The 24,115-nt window shown below is 56.5% G+C and carries 15 protein-coding genes, 2 tRNA genes and 3 rRNA genes; 7 read left to right on the forward strand and 13 right to left on the reverse strand.

Annotated elements, in window-relative coordinates; genetic code table 11:
* Positions 1 to 179: 179 nt before the first annotated feature.
* A complete protein-coding gene (locus tag GSQ82_RS02760) occupies positions 180 to 2,015 on the forward strand; it encodes a gamma-glutamyltransferase family protein (protein WP_158790500.1) in 1,836 nt (611 codons plus the stop codon).
* A 35-nt stretch (positions 2,016 to 2,050) separates the two neighbouring features.
* Here GSQ82_RS02760 and GSQ82_RS02765 read toward each other — a convergent pair whose 3' ends face one another.
* The 6 genes from GSQ82_RS02765 to GSQ82_RS02790 form a co-directional block, all read right to left on the reverse strand.
* The gene (locus GSQ82_RS02765; RefSeq protein WP_158790501.1) at positions 2,051 to 2,290 is read right to left on the reverse strand and encodes a KTSC domain-containing protein; all 240 of its coding nucleotides are present in this window, start codon (positions 2,288 to 2,290) and stop codon (positions 2,051 to 2,053) included.
* 102 nt (positions 2,291 to 2,392) lie between these two features.
* A 5S ribosomal RNA gene (gene rrf / locus GSQ82_RS02770) occupies positions 2,393 to 2,509 on the reverse strand.
* A gap of 157 nt (positions 2,510 to 2,666) precedes the next feature.
* A 23S ribosomal RNA gene (locus tag GSQ82_RS02775) occupies positions 2,667 to 5,618 on the reverse strand.
* Between the two features lie 399 nt (positions 5,619 to 6,017).
* Positions 6,018 to 6,093 (reverse strand) — tRNA-Ala (locus tag GSQ82_RS02780).
* 36 nt (positions 6,094 to 6,129) lie between these two features.
* A tRNA-Ile gene (locus GSQ82_RS02785) sits at positions 6,130 to 6,206 on the reverse strand.
* A 315-nt stretch (positions 6,207 to 6,521) separates the two neighbouring features.
* Positions 6,522 to 8,023, reverse strand: a 16S ribosomal RNA gene (locus GSQ82_RS02790).
* The 16S, 23S and 5S rRNA genes sit together here with 2 tRNA genes alongside, the layout of an rRNA operon.
* A gap of 879 nt (positions 8,024 to 8,902) precedes the next feature.
* Between GSQ82_RS02790 and GSQ82_RS02795 the strand changes: the two genes are divergently transcribed.
* Together GSQ82_RS02795 and GSQ82_RS02800 are read left to right on the forward strand one after the other, a co-directional pair.
* The gene (locus GSQ82_RS02795) at positions 8,903 to 9,724 is read left to right on the forward strand and encodes an alpha/beta hydrolase (RefSeq protein WP_158790502.1); all 822 of its coding nucleotides are present in this window, start codon (positions 8,903 to 8,905) and stop codon (positions 9,722 to 9,724) included.
* Between the two features lie 48 nt (positions 9,725 to 9,772).
* Entirely contained in the window at positions 9,773 to 10,285 is a 513-nt protein-coding gene (locus GSQ82_RS02800; protein WP_254061378.1) for a DUF4337 domain-containing protein, read from the forward strand.
* Positions 10,286 to 10,289: 4 nt separating this feature from the next.
* On the opposite strand, the gene GSQ82_RS02805 is transcribed toward GSQ82_RS02800, so the two are convergent.
* Positions 10,290 to 11,411: a serine hydrolase gene (locus GSQ82_RS02805; RefSeq protein ID WP_158790504.1), complete on the reverse strand. Its 1,122-nt coding sequence runs from the start codon at positions 11,409 to 11,411 to the stop codon at positions 10,290 to 10,292.
* Between the two features lie 50 nt (positions 11,412 to 11,461).
* Positions 11,462 to 12,142, reverse strand: coding sequence for a MarC family protein (locus GSQ82_RS02810; RefSeq protein WP_254061379.1), 681 nt, complete (start codon positions 12,140 to 12,142; stop codon positions 11,462 to 11,464).
* Between the two features lie 219 nt (positions 12,143 to 12,361).
* Here GSQ82_RS02810 and GSQ82_RS02815 point away from each other — a divergent pair, with 219 nt between their 5' ends.
* Positions 12,362 to 13,291, forward strand: coding sequence for a branched-chain amino acid transaminase (locus GSQ82_RS02815; RefSeq protein ID WP_158790506.1), 930 nt, complete (start codon positions 12,362 to 12,364; stop codon positions 13,289 to 13,291).
* A 78-nt stretch (positions 13,292 to 13,369) separates the two neighbouring features.
* Here the strand turns inward: GSQ82_RS02815 and GSQ82_RS02820 are convergent, their stop codons facing one another.
* Positions 13,370 to 14,632 carry a cupin domain-containing protein gene (locus GSQ82_RS02820; RefSeq protein ID WP_158790507.1) on the reverse strand — a complete coding sequence of 421 codons (1,263 nt, stop codon included), beginning with the start codon at positions 14,630 to 14,632 and terminating at the stop codon, positions 13,370 to 13,372.
* A gap of 94 nt (positions 14,633 to 14,726) precedes the next feature.
* Positions 14,727 to 16,100: an alginate export family protein gene (locus tag GSQ82_RS02825; RefSeq protein WP_254061380.1), complete on the reverse strand. Its 1,374-nt coding sequence runs from the start codon at positions 16,098 to 16,100 to the stop codon at positions 14,727 to 14,729.
* A 383-nt stretch (positions 16,101 to 16,483) separates the two neighbouring features.
* Here GSQ82_RS02825 and GSQ82_RS02830 point away from each other — a divergent pair, with 383 nt between their 5' ends.
* Together GSQ82_RS02830 and chrA are read left to right on the forward strand one after the other, a co-directional pair.
* Positions 16,484 to 17,218, forward strand: coding sequence for a GntR family transcriptional regulator (locus GSQ82_RS02830; protein ID WP_158790508.1), 735 nt, complete (start codon positions 16,484 to 16,486; stop codon positions 17,216 to 17,218).
* Positions 17,215 to 18,540, forward strand: coding sequence for a chromate efflux transporter (gene chrA / locus GSQ82_RS02835; protein ID WP_158790509.1), 1,326 nt, complete (start codon positions 17,215 to 17,217; stop codon positions 18,538 to 18,540). Before GSQ82_RS02830 ends, chrA begins: the two co-directional genes overlap by 4 nt.
* 518 nt (positions 18,541 to 19,058) lie before the next feature.
* Here chrA and GSQ82_RS02840 read toward each other — a convergent pair.
* Together GSQ82_RS02840 and GSQ82_RS02845 are read right to left on the reverse strand one after the other, a co-directional pair.
* Positions 19,059 to 19,547, reverse strand: a complete 489-nt coding sequence (locus tag GSQ82_RS02840; RefSeq protein WP_158790510.1) for a hypothetical protein — start codon at positions 19,545 to 19,547, stop codon at positions 19,059 to 19,061.
* A 17-nt stretch (positions 19,548 to 19,564) separates the two neighbouring features.
* Positions 19,565 to 21,013, reverse strand: a complete 1,449-nt coding sequence (locus tag GSQ82_RS02845; RefSeq protein ID WP_158790511.1) for a sigma-54 dependent transcriptional regulator — start codon at positions 21,011 to 21,013, stop codon at positions 19,565 to 19,567.
* Positions 21,014 to 21,516: 503 nt separating this feature from the next.
* On the opposite strand from GSQ82_RS02845, the gene GSQ82_RS02850 reads away from it, so the two are divergent.
* Positions 21,517 to 22,614, forward strand: a complete 1,098-nt coding sequence (locus GSQ82_RS02850) for a sigma-54-dependent Fis family transcriptional regulator (RefSeq protein ID WP_158790512.1) — start codon at positions 21,517 to 21,519, stop codon at positions 22,612 to 22,614.
* Positions 22,615 to 22,719: 105 nt separating this feature from the next.
* On the opposite strand, the gene GSQ82_RS02855 is transcribed toward GSQ82_RS02850, so the two are convergent.
* Positions 22,720 to 24,096 (reverse strand): sugar transferase, encoded by a 1,377-nt coding sequence (locus tag GSQ82_RS02855; RefSeq protein ID WP_158790513.1) that lies wholly within the window; start codon positions 24,094 to 24,096, stop codon positions 22,720 to 22,722.
* Positions 24,097 to 24,115: the final 19 nt, after the last annotated feature.

The raw sequence follows: 24,115 nt of genomic DNA on the forward strand, positions 1-24,115 counted from the left end.
CGGAGTTATCCTTGAGGGATATTGAATTTGAGCTGGCTGCCGCGTTTACTTGGCATCCGTATCCAGCAAAAGGTCACCCCTAGCTCATGCTGATATATTGAATATCTCAGACCCGATATTTCTTTTGTGATTTATCCTCGGTCGTCTCTTCTTTGCATCTCGCTTACAGGAGAAACATCTTGCGCCGTCGCTCTTTTCTAGCCACCCTCCCACTCGCCGCCGCTGGCTCTGTCGCATCCTTCTCACCCGCGTCTGCCCAGGTCTCCAAGCCCTCCGAAGAGTCCCTGCCAAAGTTCCAGCCCGCAGGAGAAGAGCGCTTCATCCGGCCCGACGTTCACGCCGGCGATCGCGTCTCCGGAGCCAGCTTTGCCAGCCGATCCGCCGCCATGGGCTGCTCCGGAGCCGCCGGCACCGCGCATCCGCTAGCCACGCTCGTCGCCATCGAGATCCTCAAAAAGGGCGGCTCCGCCATCGACGCCGCAATCGCCGCCAACGCTACTCTCGGCTTCGTCGAACCCACCAGCTCCGGCATCGGCGGCGACTGCTACGCCATGATCTGGGACCCCAAGCTCTCCAAGGTCGTTAGCCTCGCTGGCTCAGGGCGTTCTCCCAAATCCCTCACCCTAGAAACCGCTCGCTCCCGCGCAAAGAACGGCGTTCTTCCTGCTCTGGGCGCGATCAGCGTCTCCACCCCCGGCGCACTCGATGCCTGGTGGACCCTGCATCAGCGCTACGGCAAACTCAAGTGGGCAGAGCTATTCGAACCGGCCATCCACTACTGCGAGACCGGCTCTCCCACGCCCCAGATCATCGGCTTCTACATCAAACGAAATCTCACCGCCTTCACCCGCACCGGCTCCGGCGTAGAAGAGACCGCGAACGCCCTTCACACCTACGCCCCCGGCGGCAAAGCTCCGAATGAAGGCGACGTTCGCCGCAATCCCGACCTCGCCCGTACCTATCGCATGATCGCCCAAGGCGGACGCAATGCCTACTACGACGGCCCAATCGCCAAGACCATCGACGCCTACTTCAAGCGCATCGGCGGCTGGCTCTCCGCAGAAGACCTTCGCGACCAGCACGCAGAGTGGGGCGACCCACTCGTCACCAACTATCGCGGCGTTGACGTCTATGGCATGGCCGCCAACACCCAGGGCCTCGCCACCCTCCAGCTCCTCAACATCGCCGAAAACTTCGACCTCCGCAAGATGGGCTTCCAGTCCCCACAATCCATCCACGTTCAGATCGAAGCCAAGCGCCTAGCCTACGAAGATCGCGCCCGCTACTATGCCGATCCGCACTTCGCCAAGATCCCGTATGAGTTCTTAAATTCAAAGTCCTACGCCGCCGATCGAGCCAAGCTCATCAAACTGGACAGCATTCTCACGCCAGTCCACCCCGGCCAGGCCCCCAGCCACGGCGACACCACCTACTTCACCGTCTCGGACTCCGACGGCATCATGATCTCCATGATCCAGTCCAACTTCCGCGGCATGGGCTCCGGTCTCGTCGCCGACGGACTCGGCTTTATGTTTCAGGATCGAGGCGAGCTTTTCTCTCTCCAGGACGGACACCCCAACATCTACGCCCCCGGCAAGCGCCCCTTCCAGACCATCATTCCCGGCTTCGCCACCAAAGACGGCAAACCTTGGATGTCCTTCGGCGTCATGGGCGGTGATATGCAGCCGCAAGGCCAGTCACAGATCATCATCAACCGAGTCGACTACGGCCTCGACATCCAAGCCGCCGGAGACAGTCCCCGCTGGCATCACGAAGGTTCCTCCCAAAGCATGGGCGAAGATCCCAAAGGACTTGGCCCGACCGGCATCCTCCGCCTCGAAGCAGGCGTTCCCGAATCCACCAGGCAAGCCCTCATCGCTCTGGGTTGGCCGATGGGCCCATCTGACGGAGGCTTTGGCCGCTACGAATGCATCGAACACCGCATGGATGGCACCGACCGCGTCTACTCCGCCGCCTCAGAGATGCGAGCCGACGGCTGCGCCCTCGCCTACTAGCCACACTGACTTCAGCACTTCCCCTCAGCTGGTCACTACGGCCGCGGCTTCTTGCCCTCTAAAATCAAGACATAGCGATCTTTCCTGGGCTTGAATACCTGATTCAGATAAGTCCCTTTGGACTCTGCAGCCATAAACGCCGCAAAGATCTCCTCTGGGACATCAAAATAGCAATACACATCGCCGCTATCGCGAAATTCAATCTCAAGCTCACGCTTCGGCAGAAGATATCCAATCGAAGCAATGCTCATTGAATCGACGCGTATTCGCTTCATTCATCTTCGATGCGGCACCGCCCTGCTCAATCAATTGACTCCGAAGACTATTGCTTATAACGTAAAAAGCCCCATCCTCGAAAGGATGGGGCTTCTATATTATGCCGGCGATCACCTAATCTCCCACACACTTACGCGTGCAGTACCATCGGCCCAACGAGGCTTAACTTCCGTGTTCGGGATGGGAACGGGTGTGACCCTCGCGGTAAACTCACCGGCAAAATTTTGAAATTTCGCTCTCGCGATCTTCCACAACTGAATAGATTGGGTTTAGACGTATTACATTGTTGCGTATTTTATCCAAAAGTTATAACTACAAAGCTTGTATTGAATGACTCTAGAACAGTGGACTTTCTCACTGCGCAGAGTAAATTCTATGGACAAGCCGAACGGGCGATTAGTACTGGTAAGCTACATGCATTACTGCACTTCAACCTCCAGCCTATCAACCTAGTGGTCTTCTAGGGCCCTTCATTTCCCTTTTGGGTTGGGAGATCTCATCTTAGAGCGTGCTTCCCGCTTATATGCATTCAGCGGTTATCACAACCGAACTTCGCTACCCAGCCGTGCCCTTGGCAGGACAACTGGAACACAAGAGGTTCGTCCATCCCGGTCCTCTCGTACTAAGGACAGCCCTCTTCAAATCTCCTACGCCCACAGCAGATAGAGACCGAACTGTCTCGCGACGTTCTGAACCCAGCTCACGTACCACTTTAATCGGCGAACAGCCGAACCCTTGGAACCTTCTACAGCTCCAGGATGTGATGAGCCGACATCGAGGTGCCAAACCGAAGCGTCGATATGAACTCTTGGCTTCGATCAGCCTGTTATCCCCGGCGTACCTTTTATCCGTTGAGCGATGGCCCTTCCATACAGAACCACCGGATCACTAAGGCCTGCTTTCGCATCTGCTCGACTTGTAGGTCTCGCAGTTAACCACACTTATGCCTTTGCACTCGACGGTCGATTTCCAAACGACCTGAGTGTAGCTTCGCGCGCCTCCGTTACAATTTAGGAGGCGACCGCCCCAGTCAAACTACCCGTCTTACTATGTCCTTCTCCCAGATAATGGGAGTAAGTTAGAATCACAACAATCGCAGGGTGGTATCTCACCGTTGGCTCCACCAAACCCAAAAGTCTGGTATCAAAGCCTCCCACCTATCCTGCGCAGCAATTGCCGTAACTCATAGTAAAAGTATAGTAAAGGTGCACGGGGTCTTTTCGTCTAGCTGCGGGTAACCGGCATCTTCACCGGTACTACAAGTTCGCCGAGCAACTCGTTAAGACAGTCGAACGATCGTTACTCCATTCGTGCAGGTCGGAACTTACCCGACAAGGAATTTCGCTACCTTAGGACCGTTATAGTTACGGCCGCCGTTCACCGGGGCTTCAGTTCAAAGCTTCGAGCTTGCGCCCTAACCTCTCCCTTTAACCTTCCGGCACCGGGCAGGAGTCAGCCCCTATACGTCGTTTTTGACTTTGCAGAGACCTGTGTTTTTGTTAAACAGTCGCCGTTCGCGTTTCACTGCGGCCCCTCTGGGCTTGCACCCTGAAGGGCGACCCTTCTCCCGAAGTTACGGGTCTAATTTGCCGAGTTCCTTAACAAGCTTTCACTCGAGCGCCTTTGGATATTCTCCTCGTCTACCTGTGTCGGTTTGTGGTACGGTTCCCAATCTCTCTCCTTAGAGGTTTTTCTTGGCAGCATGAAATCAGCAGCTTTCAGCCATTCAGCTTACTGCTTTACGCCTCACTGTTAAGACTCTCCGGATTTGCCTAGAGAATCCAGCTTACGCGTATCGAACCCCATAGCCATAGGAGGTCCTGCTTATCCTTCTGCGTCACCCCATCGTGATAACGAGATATTGGGAGGTCCGGAATATTAACCGGATTTCCATCGCTTACGCCTTTCGGCCTCAGCTTAGGGACCGCCTAACCCTGAGCGGATTAACCTTCCTCAGGAAACCTTAGACTTTCGGCGTGAAGGGTTCTCACCTTCATTATCGCTACTTATGCCGGCAGGGTCTCTTCTGTAATGTCCACGTATCTTCCCAGTTACGCTTCATCCACGACAGAATGCTCTCCTACCACGCACACCTAAAAGGTGTGCATCCGCAGCTTCGGTATACAGTTTTAGCCCCGTTGTATTGTCGGCACCGGACCCCTTGACCAGTGAGCTATTACGCTTTCTTTAAAGGATGGCTGCTTCTAAGCCAACCTCCTGGCTGTCTGAGGGTTCCGACTTCCTTTCCCACTTAACTGTAATTTTGGGACCTTAGCTGGCGGTCTGGACTGTTTTCCTTTCGACTGTGAAGCTTAGCCCCCACAGTCTGACTCCCGGGCTGGTTGTAATTGGCATTCGAAGTTTGATTGGATTCAGTAAGCCGGAAAGCCCCCTAGTCCATCCATGTCTCTACCACCAATCCAAATCACCCGAGGCTAGCCCTAAAGCTATTTCGGAGAGAACGAGCTATAACGGAATTTGATTAGCCTTTCACCCCTACCCTCAGCTCATCCGAGCTTTTTTCAACAAACACCGGTTCGGTCCTCCAGTGAGTGTTACCTCACCTTCAACCTGGCCAAGGGTAGATCATCCCGCTTCGCGTCTATTCCTGCCAACTTATCGCCCTATTCAGACTCGCTTTCGCTGCGGCTCGCTCACGCTTAACCTTGCTGACAAGAATAACTAGCCGGCTCATTATGCAATAGGCACGCGGTCAGACATTCCCTTACGGGCATAGTCCTCCCACTGCTTGTAGGCACACGGTTTCAGGTACTTTTCACTCCCCTCAATGGGGTGCTTTTCGCCTTTCCCTCACGGTACTGGTTCACTATCGGTCAGAAACGAGTATTTAGCCTTACGGGATGGTCCCCGTGGATTCAAGCAGGGTTTCTCGTGCCCCGCCTTACTCAGGTACCTGCTTCGAGTCTGGATCGCTTTCGTCTACGGGTCTGTCACCCTCTTTGGATCTCCTTTCCAGAAGATTCGACTAGCAACCAGATTGGTAACTCTACTTACGCAGGCCCTACAACCCCCGATACACCTTAATGCAACGGGTTTGGGCTGTTCCGATTTCGCTCGCCACTACTCTCGGAATCGAGGTTTCTTTCTCCTCCTGGAGGTACTGAGATGGTTCACTTCCCTCCGTTCGCCTGTTCCAACCTATGAATTCAGTTGGACATACCCAGGTTTTACCTGGGTGGGTTTCCCCATTCGGAAATCTCCGGATCAACGCGTGTGTGCCGCTCCCCGAAGCTTATCGCAGCTTGCCGCGTCCTTCATCGCCTGTTTCTGCCAAGGCATCCACCGTGCGCCCTTAGTAGCTTGACCATAGAATTTACTCGCACGCAGCAGAGTGAAAACCTCTGCAACATAGAGAATCTACGTTTGATAATAGTCCACGCCTGTGTCGTACAGCTTCAATCTCAACGTGCGAGATATCAGCCGGTAACACGAAAATTATTCTAAAGACACTCAATACTGATTGACAGCTTTCTCCAGAAACTACCTGAAGACATGCTGCTCAGCCTTGTAGTTATATTTACCCAATCTATTCAGTTGTCAAAAATCATAAGGCGAACCGTATTGCTACGTTGTCGCATCGCGCCCTTAGGCGGCTTGAGCATTCCTGCTCAAGGTTCAACCTCTTGGCTCATTTACAAGCCGCAGAGACTCAACCTCAAGCAGACATCGCTTGATACATATTCGAACATGCCAATCGAGAAGTAATGGTGGAGCTGACCGGGATCGAACCGATGACATCCTGCTTGCAAAGCAGGCGCTCTCCCAACTGAGCTACAGCCCCATCGATGCTCAGTATACCTGAGCAGCGAGATAAAGGTGGTGGGCCTGGGTAGATTCGAACTACCGACCTCACCCTTATCAGGGGTGCGCTCTAACCAACTGAGCTACAGGCCCGACTCTACAGCATCAGTACTCAGCTTTTTAGCTGGGACACCCGATGCGCAGGCTGCTCTGTTGTTGACTCAAAGAGTCAAAAATCGAGCTCTCTCGAAAGGTTTCGAGGACACAGTTGAACGTGCATAGCAGCTACGCCGCTATTGACCATCGGTGTTGACAGAGTACGAAATAAAGAAGGTTTAGTTCAGGCTCATCTACACTTGCTTGCGCTTATGCAGATGGTTGTCGATCGCTACCTCAACTCAGTATGGTCGCAAAACCAAACTGCCTGCATTCGCAGGACGTTGAAATACGCCGACATGTTCTCTTTAGAAAGGAGGTGATCCAGCCGCAGGTTCTCCTACGGCTACCTTGTTACGACTTCACCCCAATCATGAATTACACCTTGGGCGGCTGCTTCCTTGCGGTTAGCGCACCGACTTCTAGTGCAACCCACTTTCGTGATGTGACGGGCGGTGTGTACAAGGCCCGGGAACGTATTCACCGTGGCATGCTGATCCACGATTACTAGCGATTCCAGCTTCATGGAGTCGAGTTGCAGACTCCAATCCGAACTGAGGCCGGCTTTTTCCGATTAGCTCACCCTCGCGGGGTTGCAGCGGTTTGTACCGGCCATTGTAGCACGTGTGTAGCCCTGGACATAAAGGCCATGAGGACTTGACGTCATCCCCACCTTCCTCCCCGTTATCCGAGGCGGTTTCGTCAGAGTGCTCAACTAAATGGTAGCAACTGAAGATAAGGGTTGCGCTCGTTGCGGGACTTAACCCAACATCTCACGACACGAGCTGACGACAGCCATGCAGCACCTATATACATGTCTATTGCTAGACGCCGACGTTTCTGCCGGATTCATGTACATTTCGAGCCCAGGTAAGGTTCTTCGCGTTGCGTCGAATTAAACCACATGCTCCACCGCTTGTGCGGGCCCCCGTCAATTCCTTTGAGTTTCAGCCTTGCGACCGTACTCCCCAGGCGGATTGTTTATCGCGTTAGCTTCGACACGGCAGGATTGGGTACCTGCCACATCAAACAATCATCGTTTAGGGCTAGGACTACCAGGGTATCTAATCCTGTTTGCTCCCCTAGCTTTCGTGCATCAGCGTCAGTTATTGTCCAGTGAGCCGCTTTCGCCACAGGTGTTCCTTCCGATATCTACGCATTTCACCGCTACACCGGAAATTCCACTCACCTCTCCAATACTCAAGCCCGACAGTTTCTAATGCAGACTATGGGTTGAGCCCATAGATTTCACATCAGACTTGTCAAACCGCCTACGCACCCTTTACGCCCAATAAATCCGAACAACGCTTGCCCCCCTCGTATTACCGCGGCTGCTGGCACGAAGTTAGCCGGGGCTTCTTCTATGGGTACCGTCATTATCTTCCCCATCGAAAGGAGTTTACATACCAAGATATTTCATCCTCCACGCGGCGTTGCTGCGTCAGGGTTTCCCCCATTGCGCAAAATTCCCCACTGCTGCCTCCCGTAGGAGTCTGGACCGTGTTTCAGTTCCAGTGTGTCCGTGCGCCCTCTCAGGCCGGATACCGATCATCGTCTTGGTGGGCCATTACCCCGCCAACTAACTAATCGGCCGCGAACTCCTCTCCAAGCGCAATTGCTTGCTTTGACTCGTAAGTGTTATGCGGTATTAATTGAGGTTTCCCTCAGCTATTCCCCACTCGGAGGTAGATCATTCACGTGTTACTCACCCGTACGCCACTATACTCAGGGATTGCTCCCCTTTCTCGTACGACTTGCATGTGTTAGGCACGCCGCCAGCGTTGATTCTGAGCCAGGATCAAACTCTCGTTTAATCTTGGTTTGCTTGCCGCACATCGACAGGGGTCGGTGCGGATCAAGCGCCCCCGGTGCTCGAAAACACCCGGAGGTTTATAACTAGTGAGAATGACTAAACCAAATTTCGTATCATCTCACGACTGGCACGTTCAACTATGTTGTCAAAGATCCGAACTGCATCCACCTAAGCGGGCAGCTTTGGATCAAGGACTGAATCGGCATAAGCCATATTCGTGTCCTCGAACTTGAGGCGCTGTTGTCGTCGGTATTGGCTACTTACTTTGTCTCTCGTTCTACTTCTTTTCGGCTATCTTCAGCCTGTCGAGGACTACTTCAGCAGCTTGCAACGTTTTAGCGAACTTTCTGAGATTATCAACTTTCGTCTCGCTTGTCAACTTTTTTCTTCGTTTTCTTTGAGCTTTTCTGGCTCAGAAGAAATCCGTCGAAACCAGCTAACAATCATTCGCACAGCACAAAATATCAAAACATCGTTACGCTTGAATCGAAAGACAAGCGCGGAGCACTTAGCTCCTGGTACATCTCAAATCGACTGCAGTGGCTTGGGTTTGGATTGTCGGTAGGCCCTTAGACTCTAAACCGCGATCAAACGCTTGGACTGCGCTCCGTCATCCCTTGCTACTGTTCTCAAACTTCAAGAACCAAGGTGCGAAGCAGTATTTCTTTTTTTCTTTGCAACTCACTTAGAGTATCGTGCTTTTCGTTTCCGTGCAAGCTTTTATGCTTTTCACTTCGTTTCTTGCCGTACACCTCTTTGCGACTTCCTGAGATTAGCAGTCACGCTACGTTCATGCAACCCTTAGCCTGTGAATAACCTATTCTTTTTGTAGAAAACTCACTTTGACCCAGTAAACACGCACCTAAAAAAGATTACCCCTATGCCACGCTTCGACGCCCAACGCTTTCGACTCCTCATCTCGATCACCAAAACGGTGATCCAGACCTACGACTCCTTCCTTATCGCCAGGCAAAACTCCCGCCAGCCCCCAACACCTACCTCCTCCACCCCGTCCATCACGATTCCCCACAACAACCGCACCCTCGAAGCCGTCTTCACCACACCACCCGCTCCATCCGCGGCTATCCTCCTCTTCCACGGCATAAGCGATCGCCTCATCTACTGGCAATCCGTCCAAACCCTCCTCGCGCAGCACAACATAGCCTCCCTCATCTTTCACTACTCCGGATACGGCAAGAGCACCGGCGCCACCACCCCGCACAACCTCCGTCAGGACGCCCAGGCCGCCTACGCAACCCTCCGCTCCCTTATTCCGCCATTCACCCCCATTCATCTCCTCGGCTTCTCTCTTGGCAGCGGCGTAGCCACCGACTCCGCGCCTCACCTCACCCCGCCTCCAGCCGGACTCATTCTCTGCCAGTCCTTCAACTCTCTACGCCTTGCCTCCGCAGCCCTGGTGCACGCCGCGCTCTCTCCGCTCATGCCCGACATCTGGCAGACCCACCGCACCATAGCCGACGTCCGCCTTCCCCTCCTTATCGTCCACGGCGACGCCGACGAGCTATTCCCCTCCTCCATGGCCCTGCAGATCGAAGCCACCGCCAAAGCCCACTCCAGGCACTCCGTCCAGCTCGTCCAGCCAAAGGGCTTCACCCACAGCCAGCCCTACTCCCGCCCCACCCTCGACTACTGGCAGCCCATCATCGACTTCGTCCTCCACACGCCCACTTCCGAAGGCTAGAATGAACCCACTATGGAGCCAGAAGAGATACACGAGTTCGCCGATCAGATGAAAGAATCCGCGGAGGGCGGCGAATCCCTCAGAAGCATCTCCCTCGGCATATCCATCCTCGCCGTCCTCGTCGCTATGGTCACGGTCCTCGGCCACCGCAGCCACACCGAAGCCGTCCTCATGCAATCCCGCGCTGGCGACCAGTGGAACGAGTACCAGGCCAAGAAGATCCGCATGGACAACCTCTCCGTCGACGTCGATCTCCTCGGCCTGCAGCCCAGCAACGATCCCGCCGCCGTAGCCGCCAAGACGAAGGAGTACCAGGCGCATATCGAAAAGTGGAAAGAAGACCTCGCCGAAGAACAGGAGAAAGCCCGCGACTTCGAGCATGAAGTCACCCGCGCCGAAGCTACAGCCGCCCGTTACGATTTAGGCGAAGCCCTCCTCCAGATCGCCGTCGTCCTCTGCTCCATCACCCTCTTCACGCGCCGCCGAGCCTACTTCCTCCTCGGCCTCGCCATCGGAGCCGGAGGCCTTCTCATCGCCGCCTCCGTTCTACTCTTGAAATAAAGATTTACTTGCAATCATCCATACAGTTGGCATTCGCGATCATCGACAGTATCGCGATATAACTCGACGGCGATACCGACGCCCGATAGTCCTTGTCGATATCCACCTGATGCACCACCACCATGTCCTTCGCCGGCAGCACAGTGATAAACGTCCCGCCCGTGCCCATCGCGCTATACGCACCCTGCATAAAGCCCGTGTAGACACCGCCCACAAACCCCGGCTGATCCCACACCCACCACAGCAACCCGTACCCCCAGCGCTCCGGTTCGCCTGCATTTTGAAATCCCGTCGGATGCATCTCGCGAAACGGCGTCACCAGCGTCGTCATATACCGAACCCAGTCCCCCGACATCACCTGCTTGCCGTTCCACATCCCGTAGTCCAACATCAGCAAGCCCAGCCGCGCCATATCCCTCGTCGAAAGATACATCGCATACTCCGGATGCAGACTCTCCGGCGAAAAGATCTTCTTCTGCTTCGAGATCATGTAATCCTGCATCCCCAGCGGCGCCGCCAGGTCCGTCTGCAGTGCGTCATAGATCCCCAACCCCGTCGCCTTCTCAAACGCCACGCCCACCGCATCGAAGTCCCAGTTGTTGTAGAAGTAGTTCGTCCCCGGATACTCCGATCCGCGTTGTGGCAGCAGCCTTCTTTGATCCTCATTGCCCGTCGGAATATAAATCCCGGATCGCGACGCCATCAACTGCTCCAGCGTCGCCTTCTCCTCCATCGGCAGAAACGGAACCTTGTCGTCCAGGCCAAGCTCCTTCACCGTCTTCGAGGCGTCGATCTTTCCATTGATCACGTACTTCCCATACAACATCCCCAGCACGCTCTTCCGCGCGCTCGCCACCTTGCTCGTATGCGTCACATCTCCATACGAGAAGATCACCCGGCCCCCGACGATCACCATCATCGAACCCGTAGCCTGCGTCTTCAACCAGCCCCGCATCGCCTCCAGTTGCCTACTGGAGTACCCCTCCGACTCCGGCGACGTCTGCTGCCAATCCGCACCCGGCACCACGTCCCCCACAATCCGGGGAGTGCTCTGGCCGCCCACCGGCGGCACCGCCAGCCCACACAACACAAACAGCACAGAGAGGATCCCCAGACAACGCCGCATGACGCAGATCTTAGCAAACCAAAATGAATCTCCTGCGCAATCCTCCAGACTTAAGGCTTTGCGATTACACCCAGATCCACCAGCCCATTCACGAAGTACTGCACCGCAAGCGCCACCAGCAGCAACCCCATAATGCGCACCAGAATCCTCACACCCGTATCGCCCATCGCCCGCGCCACTCTATCCGAGTTCCCCAGCACCAGATAGCAAATCGCCGCCGTAATAAAAATCGACATCAGAATCGCCACCATCTGCCACTTCGTCTGCGCCTGTCCCACCAGCACCATCACGCTCGTAATCGAACCCGGCCCGGCCAGCATCGGAATCCCCAGCGGCACAATCCCCGCATCTTCCTTCTGCGCCGCCTCCGTCGTCTCCTCGGTAGACTCCTGCGTCGGCGACCGCTTCGCCTCCAGCATGTCCAGCCCAATCAGCAGCAGAATAATCCCGCCCGCAATCTCAAACGCCGGCAGCGTAATCCCGAACATCCTGAAGATGTACTGCCCCGCCACCGCGAACGCGCTCAGCACCACCAGCGCCGTCACGGAAGCCTTCCACGCCATCTTCCGCCGCCGATGCGCATCCGCCCCAGCCGTTACCGCAAGAAACGTAGGCAGCGCCGCGAACGGGTCCACCAGAAAAAAGATAGAGCTCAGCGCCAGCACGGAGAACCGCACATACGCCGACTTCTCCAGCACCGCAAAACTTACAGTATGAGCATCAAAGGACACGCTCCATTCTTTCACGCCTCCCCGCCACACCGCTTAGCCCATGCGCGGCAGTCCCACCAAAGCCTGCATCTACTGCAACATCCGCCACCTCACTGCAGCAAGCGTCCAAACCATCCGGCCGACACACGCCCTCAAAAGCCCCTCTGTAAAAAAGCTGCGAACCAACTCAATCCCCGCGCCAACTGGCTATAATTATTCTTCAGCCCGAGGAGCGTAAGCATGCACATACAAACCACGAACCACATCTGGCACAACGGACAGCTCATCCCCTGGGATCAGGCCAACATCCACGTCATGTCCCATGTCGTCCACTACGGCTCCTCGGTCTTCGAGGGCATCCGCTGCTACACCCCCGGAATCTTCCGCCTGCCCGAACACATGGCCCGCCTCGTCGACTCCGCCAAGATCTACCGCATGCCCCTGCCCTACACCGTGGAGCAGCTCACCACCGCAGTCATCGACGTCGTCGAGGCCAACGGTGTCGCCCCCTGCTACATCCGCCCCATCGCCTTCCGCGGCTACGGCGAGATGGGCGTCAATCCCCTCAAGTCTCCCGTCGAGATCTACATCGCCAACTTCCCCTGGGGCAAGTACGTCCACGGTGACGCTGGCGCCGATGTCTGCGTCTCCAGCTGGAACCGCCTCGCCGCCAACACCATGCCCACCCTCGCCAAGGCCGGCGCGAACTACATGAACTCTCAGCTCATCCGCATGGAGGCCGAGATCAACGGCTACTCCGAGGGCATCGGCCTCGACACCAACGGCCTGCTCTCCGAAGGCTCCGGAGAAAACCTCTTCCTCGTCCGCGGCGGCGTCCTCTACACCACCCCGCTCGCGAACTCGGTCCTCAACGGCATCACGCGCAGCTCCATCCTCACCCTCGCCCGCCAGCTCGGCATCGAGGTCGTCGAACAGGCGCTCCCACGCGAGATGCTCTACATCTGCGACGAAGCCTTCTTCACCGGCACCGCCGCCGAAGTCACCCACCTCCGTTCCGTCGACCGCATCCTCGTCGGCGACGGCACCATGGGCCCCATCACCAAGGTCCTTCACGACGAGTTCTTCGGCATCGTCAACGGCACCCGCCCCGACCGTCACAACTGGCTCACCCCAGTCAACGTCAAGGTCGCCGAACCCGTCGGCGCATAAGCAATCAAACCAGTTACAAATAGAGGAGGCGGCCATTGCGGCCGCCTCCTCTATTTGTAACCACATCGTTTTCGCCAGCTACTCCGGCGTAATGACCATCTCTTTCTTCGCGATATTCTTCAGGAAATCCTCACCTGTAGCAATATGCTCATCCACCAGCCGCGAAGGCGTATGCGCCAGCCACTCGGCCAGCGAAATATCCTCGTAGAACGGCGTCGGGAACACCTCGACAAACACCAGGTCTTCATCTCCCGTGTTCTCGATGTAGTGCGGCATCGAGATATCGATGTACCCCACATCGCCGCCCTGGAAGTCCATCGTCCGTGCCAGCCCGCCTGCGGCAAACACCGTCATCCGGCCCTTGCCCTTCACGTAGTACTGCCACTCGTCCGCGTTTGGATGCCAGTGCAGCTCCCGCAGTCCGCCCGGCTTCAGCGTCACAATAGCAGCGGCAATATCGGTCGCAGGAAAGTTCTTGCGATCGATGATCTTCACCTCTCCGCCCTTGGACACCTTCGTCGGCTTCATCTCGCTCGGCCGAAAATCGAACGTATTCGGCACCGCACCCGTACCTGCCTCTACCTGCGCCTTCTCTTCAGCCAACGGACGCGGCAGCTCCCGCGGAAAGATGAACAACTCCTTTGCCGGCACCTTCTCGAACGTCGACTCCGGCACATTGAAGTTCTTCGCCAGAACCTCCTTCGGCGTATGGTGCATCCACTCCGTCAGCAAAAACGTTCCGAACTCGTTGAAGTTTCCATCCTTGAACACCAGCAGAAACTTGCATCCATCCGGCCCCAATCCCTGGATCGAGTGCGGAATGCCGCCCGGAAACAGCCACAGGTCGCCCTCATGCACATCGTTCACATACGCTCGGCCCTTCTGATCCACCGCCGTAATACGCGCCGAGCCATACAGCATCAGCGCCCACTCCGAAGCCACATGCCAGTGCAGCTCCCGAATGCCGCCCGAGATCAACCGCATCTCAACGCCAGCCATCGTCTTCGAGATCGGCAGATCGCGCACCGTCACCTGCCGCGTCCATCCGCCCGCCTCAATCCGCTTATGCGCCAGCGAAAACGAGTACTTGAACGGCTGTTGTCCGCCCGCATCTGTCGTCGGCGGCCATGCCGAATCAGGATTCTGCTCATCCAGCAGCGTATTCGGCGGAGGCCCCGGCTGGCTCTCATTGATCCCCGTATGCGTATCCGTGGGATAGATCTTGTTCTGCTGTTGCTGCCCCTGTGCGACCTGCAACCCCGCCGCAGCTACAAACACCGCCGACCCGGTCTCAAGAAACTTCCGCCGGCTCAACCTCGATTGATCTTTTTCCTCTGCCATAATGAACGTCCTCTCTTCACTGTGAAACTTGAACTTAGATGAAACATTCCACGCAAAAGCGTCGTTTATAAACCGCTACATTCGCAACCAAAGATCAAGGCGCCGGTGTCGGCGCCGTCCCCTTATGATCCAGCTTGAACCGATACGTCAAGCTGAAGTAAGCGATCGTCAGCGGAGCCCCATGCGTATTCTCTCGCATCACCGTCCCTGGAGAGAAGTGCCCCACCCCAGCATTCACCACCACCGCATTCGTGATCAGGTACTTTCCCGCAGCGTCGAACTCCCGCCCGATATCCGAACTCAACAGTCCCGTCACCGGTGCCTTCACCACGACCCCAGCCGATCCGCTGTAGATACTATCGAACGGCGTCGCCATCTGCAGCCACTCCTGCTGGAACAGCAGCGCCAGCCGCTGCGACGGAATCAGATCCAGATTCATCCTCTCCTGCTTGATATTCTGAAATCCAAACAAGTCGGTCAAGCCGAACGCATTGTGGTTACTCGGATACTGCTGGTCAAACGTCCCAACCCGATTCAGATCCTTCCGATTATTTCCCGAAGCATAGTCGTACTCGCCCCGGAAACGCGGCTTCCATGTCCTCTTCTTGAAGTTCCATCCCGCCTTCACATAACCCGCCGCGCCCTTCACCGTGTCGTTCACGTAGTTCCCACGCTGCAGCGCGCCCATCGCATCGAAGTCCAGCCCCATCGGGAACTGCCCCGCAACCTCAGCTCCCGAAGTCACAAACAGATCCGACCCCTTGATCGCCTGCTGGCTCGTCTCCCCCGGAAACGACTTGAAGTACACAAACGGCTGTATCACCATATGCGGAACCCACGTCCCGATCGTCCCCACAGCTCCGTGGAACGTCAACCCCGCGCCATGCTTATCCAGCGAACTCGCATGCACCGCCACCACCGACGTACTGAACAGATCCAGCCGGTTGTTGTCTCCGATCCGCGCCAGAAACCCATCCCACGTGCGGCTGTTGTTCGTCCAGTCGCTGATACCCACCAGCCGCTCGCCGCCGTACTTCAGCTCCTGCCGCCCGGCAAATACTTTTACCTCTTTCGTATGAAACTCGAGATACGCCTGCCGGTCGTCAAACACGTCCCGCTGATTCGCCGCCACATACTTCAACGGCAACCCCAGCGCATGCGTATCGATGAACTGAATATATCCAGTCAGAAACTTCGTCGGCCGCACCTCCATCCCGCCATACGCACGCGTCAGCTCATACGTCTGCCCATTCCCCGAGATGTAGTTGTCCGAACTCTGATACTCCGTCCGTCCCCTCAGGTACATATCGAACGACACCCACTTCGGAATCCCCTTCAGCTGAAACTCCTGCTGCGCGCCCCGCGTCTGCGGATAATCGATGTACCGCACCGCAACCTGCTGCGCCTGAACCTGCCAGCAAAACCCGGTCCCGGCCACCACCGCCGCCAGCAATCCGAATCGAGCCACGCTCCTACATAGACCGCCGCCATCCGCTCTCTCGTTTGTACCGATCCCAACTGCACCTTCCCTAAACAACTTCACCCAACAACCTCTGAACCCGGTCGCAAATTCCAATTTCGTAATCTCCTGACCACATAAAACGCAAAACAACAGACCTGAACGCCAAACCTACACAGCAGATATCGGCAATGCGACCTCGCTCGTGAAGATACTCGCTAGTATTAACGTCAGTCAAACACGGTTATGGTAAGGTATTCCCCCGCCTGTTCGAAACAATACGTATCAAATCGAATTTCCTCTTGTCCCCGACCCCAGCAGCCACACGAGAAAAAACCAGCAGCCCGTTCCATCCCGCCGCCCGACAGACAACATGACGTTATAATATCTACATGTCCTCTCTACCCACCGGCCCGCTCTACGCCCAGGTAGAATCCGTCCTCGCCTCCGAGATCGCCAGCGGATCCCTCAAGCCCGGAGACCGCCTGCCCAGCGAAGACGAACTCCTCGCACGCTTCAACGTAAGCCGCATCACCATCCGCAGAGCCATCCAGAACCTCATCCTCCGCAACCTCGTCGAGATCCATCGCGGCAAAGGCACCTTCGTCGCCCAACCCAAGATCACCCAGGAGCTCACCGAACTCAGCGGATTCGTCGAAGACATGGAGAACCTCGGCCGCAAGCCCACCGCCCGCCTCATCGAAAAAAAGATCGTCCACGCAGACGAGATCGTAGCCCGCCACCTCCGCCTCACCAAAGGCGAGCGCGTCGTCAGAATTCATCGCGTCCGCCTCGCAGACAGCGTTCCCATCTCCTTCGACGAGACCTATCTCCCCCTCGAGATCGGCAGAAAGATCGTGACCAACAACCTCACCGTCAAGCCGATCTTCTCCCTCCTCGAACGCAAGTACAACATCCCCCTCGTCGAAGCCGAGTACAAGCTCGAAGCCGTAGCCGCCGAAGCCAACGTCGCCTCCGCACTCGACATAAAGCCAGGCAGCCCCATCTTCCGCATCGAACGAACCTCATACTCCACCGGCAGCCAGCCCGTGGACTACGAAAGACTCTCCTATCGCGGCGACCTCATCCGCTTCGTCACGCGTCTCGCCCGGAAGCCCTCCCGTTGACCCAGCTCGCCGCAACCCGAAAGCCCTCCTTCCGCGAAGCCCTCCGCTTCTGGTTCAAACTCGGCTGGATCAGCTTCGGAGGCACCGCCGCACACATCGCCATCATGCACAGCGAACTCGTTGAGAAGAAGCGTTGGATCAGCAACAGCCGCTTCCTCCACGCCCTCAGCCACTGCATGATTCTCCCCGGACCCGAGGCCCAACAACTCGCCATCTACATCGGCTGGAGACTGCACGGCAAACGCGGCGGCCTGGTCGCCGGAACACTCTTCGTACTCCCGTCCATGTTTGTCCTCCTCGCGCTCAGCCTCATTTATGTGCGATTCGGCAACCTCCCAGCCATCGCCGCCATGTTCAACGGCCTCAAACCCGCCGTCATCGCACTAGTCATCCTCGCGCTGCAACGTGTAGCCACACGAGCGCTCCACGGCATCATCCAATGCCTCGTAGCCGCAGGCGCATTCGGCAGCATGTTCTTCTTCAATCTCTCCCTGCCCCTGATCCTGCTCAGCGCAATCGTCCTCGGAGTCATTCTCGCCCGCCTGCGTCCCGGCCTCCTTCACATCCCCGGCAACGCAGCCACCAGCGAAGACGAAGCAGGCTACTACATCAACCGGCACTCCCTCATGCCCGAGCCCGCCTCGCTCCTCAAACACGCCGCAAAGCTCACCGCGATCACCGCCCTGCTCTGGCTCCTGCCCTTGCCCTTCTTCTACCTCTTTACCCCGGACTTCGCCTTCTGGAAGAGCCTCTCCCTCTTCTTCACCAAAACCGCATTCGTAACCGTCGGCGGCTCCTACACCGTCATCCCCTACGTAGCCCAGATCACCGTCTCAAAGCTGCACTGGCTCACCCGCCTCCAGATGACGGACGGCTTCGCGCTCGCCGAGACCACCCCCGGCCCACTCATCATCGTCGTCGCCTTCGTCGGCTTCATGGCCGCCTACAACCACTTCCACGGCTCCCTCTGGATGGGCACGCTCGGCCTCTTCGCCACCACCTTCTACACCTTCCTGCCCTGCTTCCTATTCGTCTTCGCCGGCGCACCCCTGGTCGAGAGAACACAAGGCAGATCCACCATCCAGGGCGTCCTCGGACTGATCACCGCCGTCGTCGTCGGAGCCATCCTCGACCTCACCCTCTTCCTCGGAAGATCCGTCCTCTTCCCCTCCGGCACCGTAACCCTCCACCGACTCGACGCAATCTCCCTAACCTGGATCATCCTCTCTCTCCTTCTCCTGCAAAAACTCAAACTAAACGTCATCTACCTCATCCTAATCAGCATCGCCTTCGGCCTCCTCCGCCACCTACTCACCCTCTAGTAACCGCTGCTCCGAGACTTTGTCTGAGACGTTACGGCTTTTACTTTTGAGGAACCCAACGCTTTGCTTCTGAGGTATCCCAAGACCGTAGCAAAGTTGCTCGGACTAGGCCGTGCCTGAAATCTGCGCTTTTGCATCTGAGGTACCCCAAGGCTTTAGCCTTGGGTCTCTCAACCCCGCCCAAAATGGGGCTTCAGCCCTGGGGTACACCTTCTCGTCCACTGTCCACAAACCCAAAGCGCCGCAAATCGACTCGTCGGCACTATAACTCGGCTAAAACCGCCAGACGCAGTTCCCAAAAATCAACCAATGAAAATAAATCCGAAATCCGTGGCGTACCCTAAGCCCCCGGAAAAGCGACAGTCAAACGACCACGCCCACCACACTATCCACCACAACTCACCAGCAAAAAACCACACCGGCGCAGCACTTTTCCCAAAAGTGCCTCAAAAATCCCAGCAAAACGCACACTTCCGCGCCCACCACCACCCGCAACTTTTTATGCAAAATCAGAAAAATCAGGCAGTCGTAGTCTTCGACACATTCCTCATGCCCAACACATGAAAATCCTTCAGCCCGCCCTTCAAAATATAGACAAGCCGATTATTTCCATTCGGATCCGTAGGCTTCAGGAAAAATCCCGACTCCAGAACAAAATCCCGGGTATTGCTGATAATCCCTTCGATCATCTCGCCGTCATAGAAGTACACCCGCACCCAAAGCCCTTGAACCACCGGCGCATGTTCATGAAAATGCAGGGCTCTATGGCGAAGATCTCCATCAAACGTCTTCACAAAGAAGACCGCCTTGGCGTCCTTCGTCGCCACCTCTTCCACCACATCCGTCTCCAGCACGCGAAGCCGAATCGAATCAAGTGGATAGACAGGATTATTCCGCAGCAACTGGTCGATCGACCCCAACTCGCTGGGCTCTATCAAACCCCTCACAGCATGGTTCTCAAAGCGGATGACAATGCGATAAGTATCGGACAGCTCTTTTTCAGCCAACTCTTTTCCAGTCTTTTTTAGCTCTGCGCGTGGTTCCGTGGAGACAAGTCGTACTGTTTGATCTTGTACAGAAGCGCCTTGTAGCTGATCTGCAGATCGTTTGCCGCTGCCTTCCGATTCCATCCAACACCCTCCAATACCTGTGCAATCGCCACAGACTCCGCATCACCCTTTAGATTGCGGACCATCGCCTTCAGCCCTGCACCGTTCGGAGCCTCCTGCTGCACCGCAGCCGAGCCGCCCTGATACACAGAAGCCGGTGAGAGCTCGTCCACAATCGACCGCTCCTCCCCCAGCACCAGATACCGATTGATCACATTCTCCAGTTCACGGAGATTTCCCGGCCACGTATGCTCCGCCAGCGCATTCAGCAGGTTCGGCGACAGCGACAGCGGCTCCCGCCCATACCGCTTCGCCCCCTTGCGCATGAAATACTCCGCCAGCACCGGAATCTCCTCCCTGCGCTCACGCAACGGCGGAATGCTCAGCGTAAATCCGTTCAGGCGGTAGTACAGATCCTCGCGGAACGTCTTATTCGCCATCGCCTCTTTCATATTGATGTTCGTGGCCGCAATCACACGCACATCCACCTTCATCGGCGACCGGCTGCCCAGACGCGAGAACGTTCCATCCTGCAGCACCTGCAGCACCTGCAGCAGCTTCGCCTGCAAGATCGCCGGCATCTCGCCGATCTCATCCAGGAAGATCGTTCCACCCGTGCATACTTCGAACTTACCTGGCTTCGTCTTCACCGCCCCGGTAAACGCGCCCTGTTCATATCCGAACAGTTCGCTCTCCAGCAGATCCGCCGGAACCGCCGCGCAGTTGACCTTCAGGAAGATGTTCTGACTCCGTGAAGACATCTTGTGGGTATAGAGAGCAAGAATCTCTTTCCCCGTGCCGCTCTCGCCCAGAATCAGCAAAGGAATATCGGCGCGCGCCACCAGAGCCGCCTGGGCCTCCAGATCGCGCATCCGCTTGCTCGAACGCACAAACGAGTGCGTCTCGTTCAGCGGAATCTCTTTCAGCGCATCCGCCGCGGGCATCTTCTTGTCCGCAGCCAGCAGGTGCTCCTCGATCGCCTGCTCCACATCGCTTCCGGTAAACGGCTTCATCACAATGGCGCGAACGCCCAGCCGAATCACCATCTCCAGGTCACGAAGCTCTGCCGAGCACGACAACACAATCACCGGCAGATGCGGTTTAGTGCAACGGATATGGGTCAAAAGCGGAAGCGGGTCCCGATTCGTATGCAACGCCAACAGCAGCAGATCAGGCTGTTCGGCCTTCTCCAGCCGGTCCAGCAAAGTCTGCTCCTCTGAGAAGAGACTCAGAGAGTACTGAGGCGCAAGCGTCGTCCGAAGATAATCGAGCACTGCAAGATCCGGCTCCAGGATCAGAACCTGGGCACGCGCTTTACCACTCGACTTGAAGGCAGAGACCGGATACGAAACCGAAGCTGACATACCAATACCCCTATTGTTCAGGCCTAGGCTCGCTGGCCCAACCCTTGTATTGCTCTCGGACCCGGATCGTACGTCGAGTCCGCCACTCATCCCGGTAATCCGTCAGTCGCGAAGTGGGGAGTCTTCACAACGTATTACCTAAGGCAGATTTTAGATGCTACAAGATGACTCTGGAAATAAATGTTAACAATTTTGCCGACAAAAGAGATAAAGCTTTTCCACTCCCCTGTCGGGTAGGCCTAGCTTACATGCTACGTGTCACAACACAATGCGAAAAAAACAACTTTTTTTGCAAGGTTACTTTGGTCAAATCCCAAATGGTAACCCCGAAAAATCTAGAAAAATCAAAATTCCAATCCGATTCGAACTCCAGCTCGTACAGCCGAATCCATATTTGAGGGCCATAAAGGCGCCTTTTTTTCTTCACAGCCTTTCGATTGGCGCTTTACGTGCACTGTGAAGAACATTGCAAGTTTGCGCTGCGCCCAGCGAATAGGAAAAAAATGACCTTGGTTCACAACTCCGACTCTACCGCCGCCCTGAATCTGCCGCCGCTCGACATTATCTTTGGCAAGACCGCCGCAATGCAGTCTGTCAGAAATAAGCTCGAGCGCGTCGCGGAGACCGATGTCCCCGTTCTCATCCAGGGGGAGAGCGGCACCGGCAAGGAGATCTGTGTCCGCCTTCTGCACGCATTTTCCCTCCGCGCAAACGGCTCTCTGGTCAAGGTAAGTTGTCCCGCCATCCCCCACTCTCTCCTCGAAACTGAGATCTTCGGCTACGAAAAAGGCGCATTTACAGGCGCAATGTCCACAAAACTCGGCCGTGTCGAGCAATCTCACAACGGAACCCTCTTCCTGGACGAGGTCGGCAGCCTCGATCTCGCCGTCCAATCCAAGCTACTTCAGGTCCTGCAGGATGGAACCTTCGTCCGTGTCGGCGGCCACGAGCCACGCACCATCGCCACTAGACTCGTCTCCGCCTCCAACAGCGATCTTCGCAACCAGGTCGAAGAAGGAACCTTCCGTCTGGACTTCCTCTTCCGCATCAACGCCGTCACCATCAATCTTCCGCCCCTGCGGCAGCGCATCGCCGACCTGCCCATCCTCATCGACTACTTCATCGACCACTATGCAAAAACTTTCCACTGTGCACCGGAATTACTCTCCAAGAGCGCTGTCCGCCTCATGCAGAACTATCACTGGCCGGGAAATATCCGCCAACTCGAGAACCTCATCCGAAGCTACGTCCTTATAGGAAGCGAAGAGGCCTTGGTCGCAGAGCTGATGCCCGACCAGCCCCACGGCGGCATCGTCACCGACATCGACCTCAGCGAATCAGTCTCCCTCAAGACCATCACCAAAAAGGCCACCCACGACCTCGAACGCCAGATCATCCTCAAGGTGCTGCAGGAAAACAGCTGGAACCGCCAGAAGACCGCAAAGTGGCTCCAGATCAGCTATCGTTCCCTGCTCTATAAACTGAGCGAAGCCGGCATGCCCGAGGTCCCACCGCGTCCCCTTCGCATCCCTCACCTCGCCAAGAAGACCGACGAGCGCACGCTCAAACCCGCCCTCTCCTCCCGCACCCGCATCTATTAGATCCCGACCGACGGGAGGACCACCCAGAGGGAGACAAAAGTCACGAAATGACCTCCCCACGAGCAGTGGGCCCGTCCGGCAGGACAAAGCCTGAAGCAACCTACCCTACTGCGCCCCCTGCCGTCGCAGGATCGTCTTCACCGTCTCAAACATGATCAGCAGGTCGAGCCCAAGCGTCATGTGTTTGATGTAATACAGATCAAACTCAAGCTTTTCGCGGCTCTGCGCCAGCGTCGCCCCGTACCCATAACGCACCTGGGCCCAGCCCGTAAGCCCCGGCCGAATCATATGCCTCAAGTTGAAGTACGGAATCTGCTCCGTCAGCCAAGGCACAAACTCCGGCCGCTCCGGCCTCGGACCAACAAATCCCATATCGCCGCGCAGCACATTCCACAGCTGCGGAACCTCATCCAGCCGCGTCTTCCGCATAAACATCCCGACGCGCGTCACCCTCGGATCGTCTTTGGTGGCCCACTTCGCGCCTGCAGCCTCTGCATCGGTCCGCATCGTTCGAAACTTGTAGACTGTGAAGTTTTTTCCAGCCAAACCCACCCGCGTCTGCCGAAAGAAGATCGGTCCCGCCGATGAGAGCCGTACAAGCAGCACCACGATCGGAAAAAATGGCAGGAACAGCAACAGTCCAACCGCTGCCGTCAGCGTGGACACGATACGCCTCGCAATCTGCTGCGAGGGCTTCACCCGAAACCCTTCACTATAGATAAACGCGCTCGGATGCAGTCCATCCAGATGCAGCTTGCCGGTCAACCGCTCCAGCAGGCTTCCACCCTCCTCGATCACCACGCCGTTGAACCGTAGCTTCAGCAGCTCCCGCAGCGGCAGTTCGCCGCGACGATCCTCCAGCGCAACAATGACGCGGTCGACGCTCGATTTCGTCTCTCCGAACCCTATCAGCGCCGTACTGAACGCCTCTTTCCGCTCGGTCTTGTCGGTCAGCATGCCTCCCCAACCGACTACTTCCATCCCCGCGTCCTTGCGGTTTGTCAGCAGCGCCACAATCGTCTGCGCCCGCTCCCCCGCGCCAAGAACGTAGACCCGCTCTCGGAACATCTCCCGCCCGATGATCCATTCGTACGCGCTCCGCCAAGCCACCAGCGCTGCCGTCAGGAACACCAGCCCAAGCAGCAGCACATAGTGCGCGATATCGGCGTCGGGAAATAGAAAGATCACCGCCGAGAGAAGAAACGATAAGAATCCGAGAACCAGCAGCAGCCGGAAGTAGATCTCCCACCGCTCCGAGATCCGCTGCGGCTCATAGAGATCGAAGTAATACGAAAAAAGCAGCGTCACAATCGTCAGGCCGACGATCTTCACCCCGCCATACTCGTAGTTCAAAACGAGATAGGTATCAGGCCCCAGCAGCAGAACCGTCGCCAGCAGGAAGCATCCACTCACGATCAGCGCTTCGCACAGCAGAAGAACGATGGTTCGCGTCGGATAGTACACATTGAAAAGCCGGATCATCGTTTCAATCGCTTCCTTC

It is taken from the genome of Granulicella sp. L60 (assembly GCF_009765825.1).
GTDB lineage: Bacteria > Acidobacteriota > Terriglobia > Terriglobales > Acidobacteriaceae > Edaphobacter.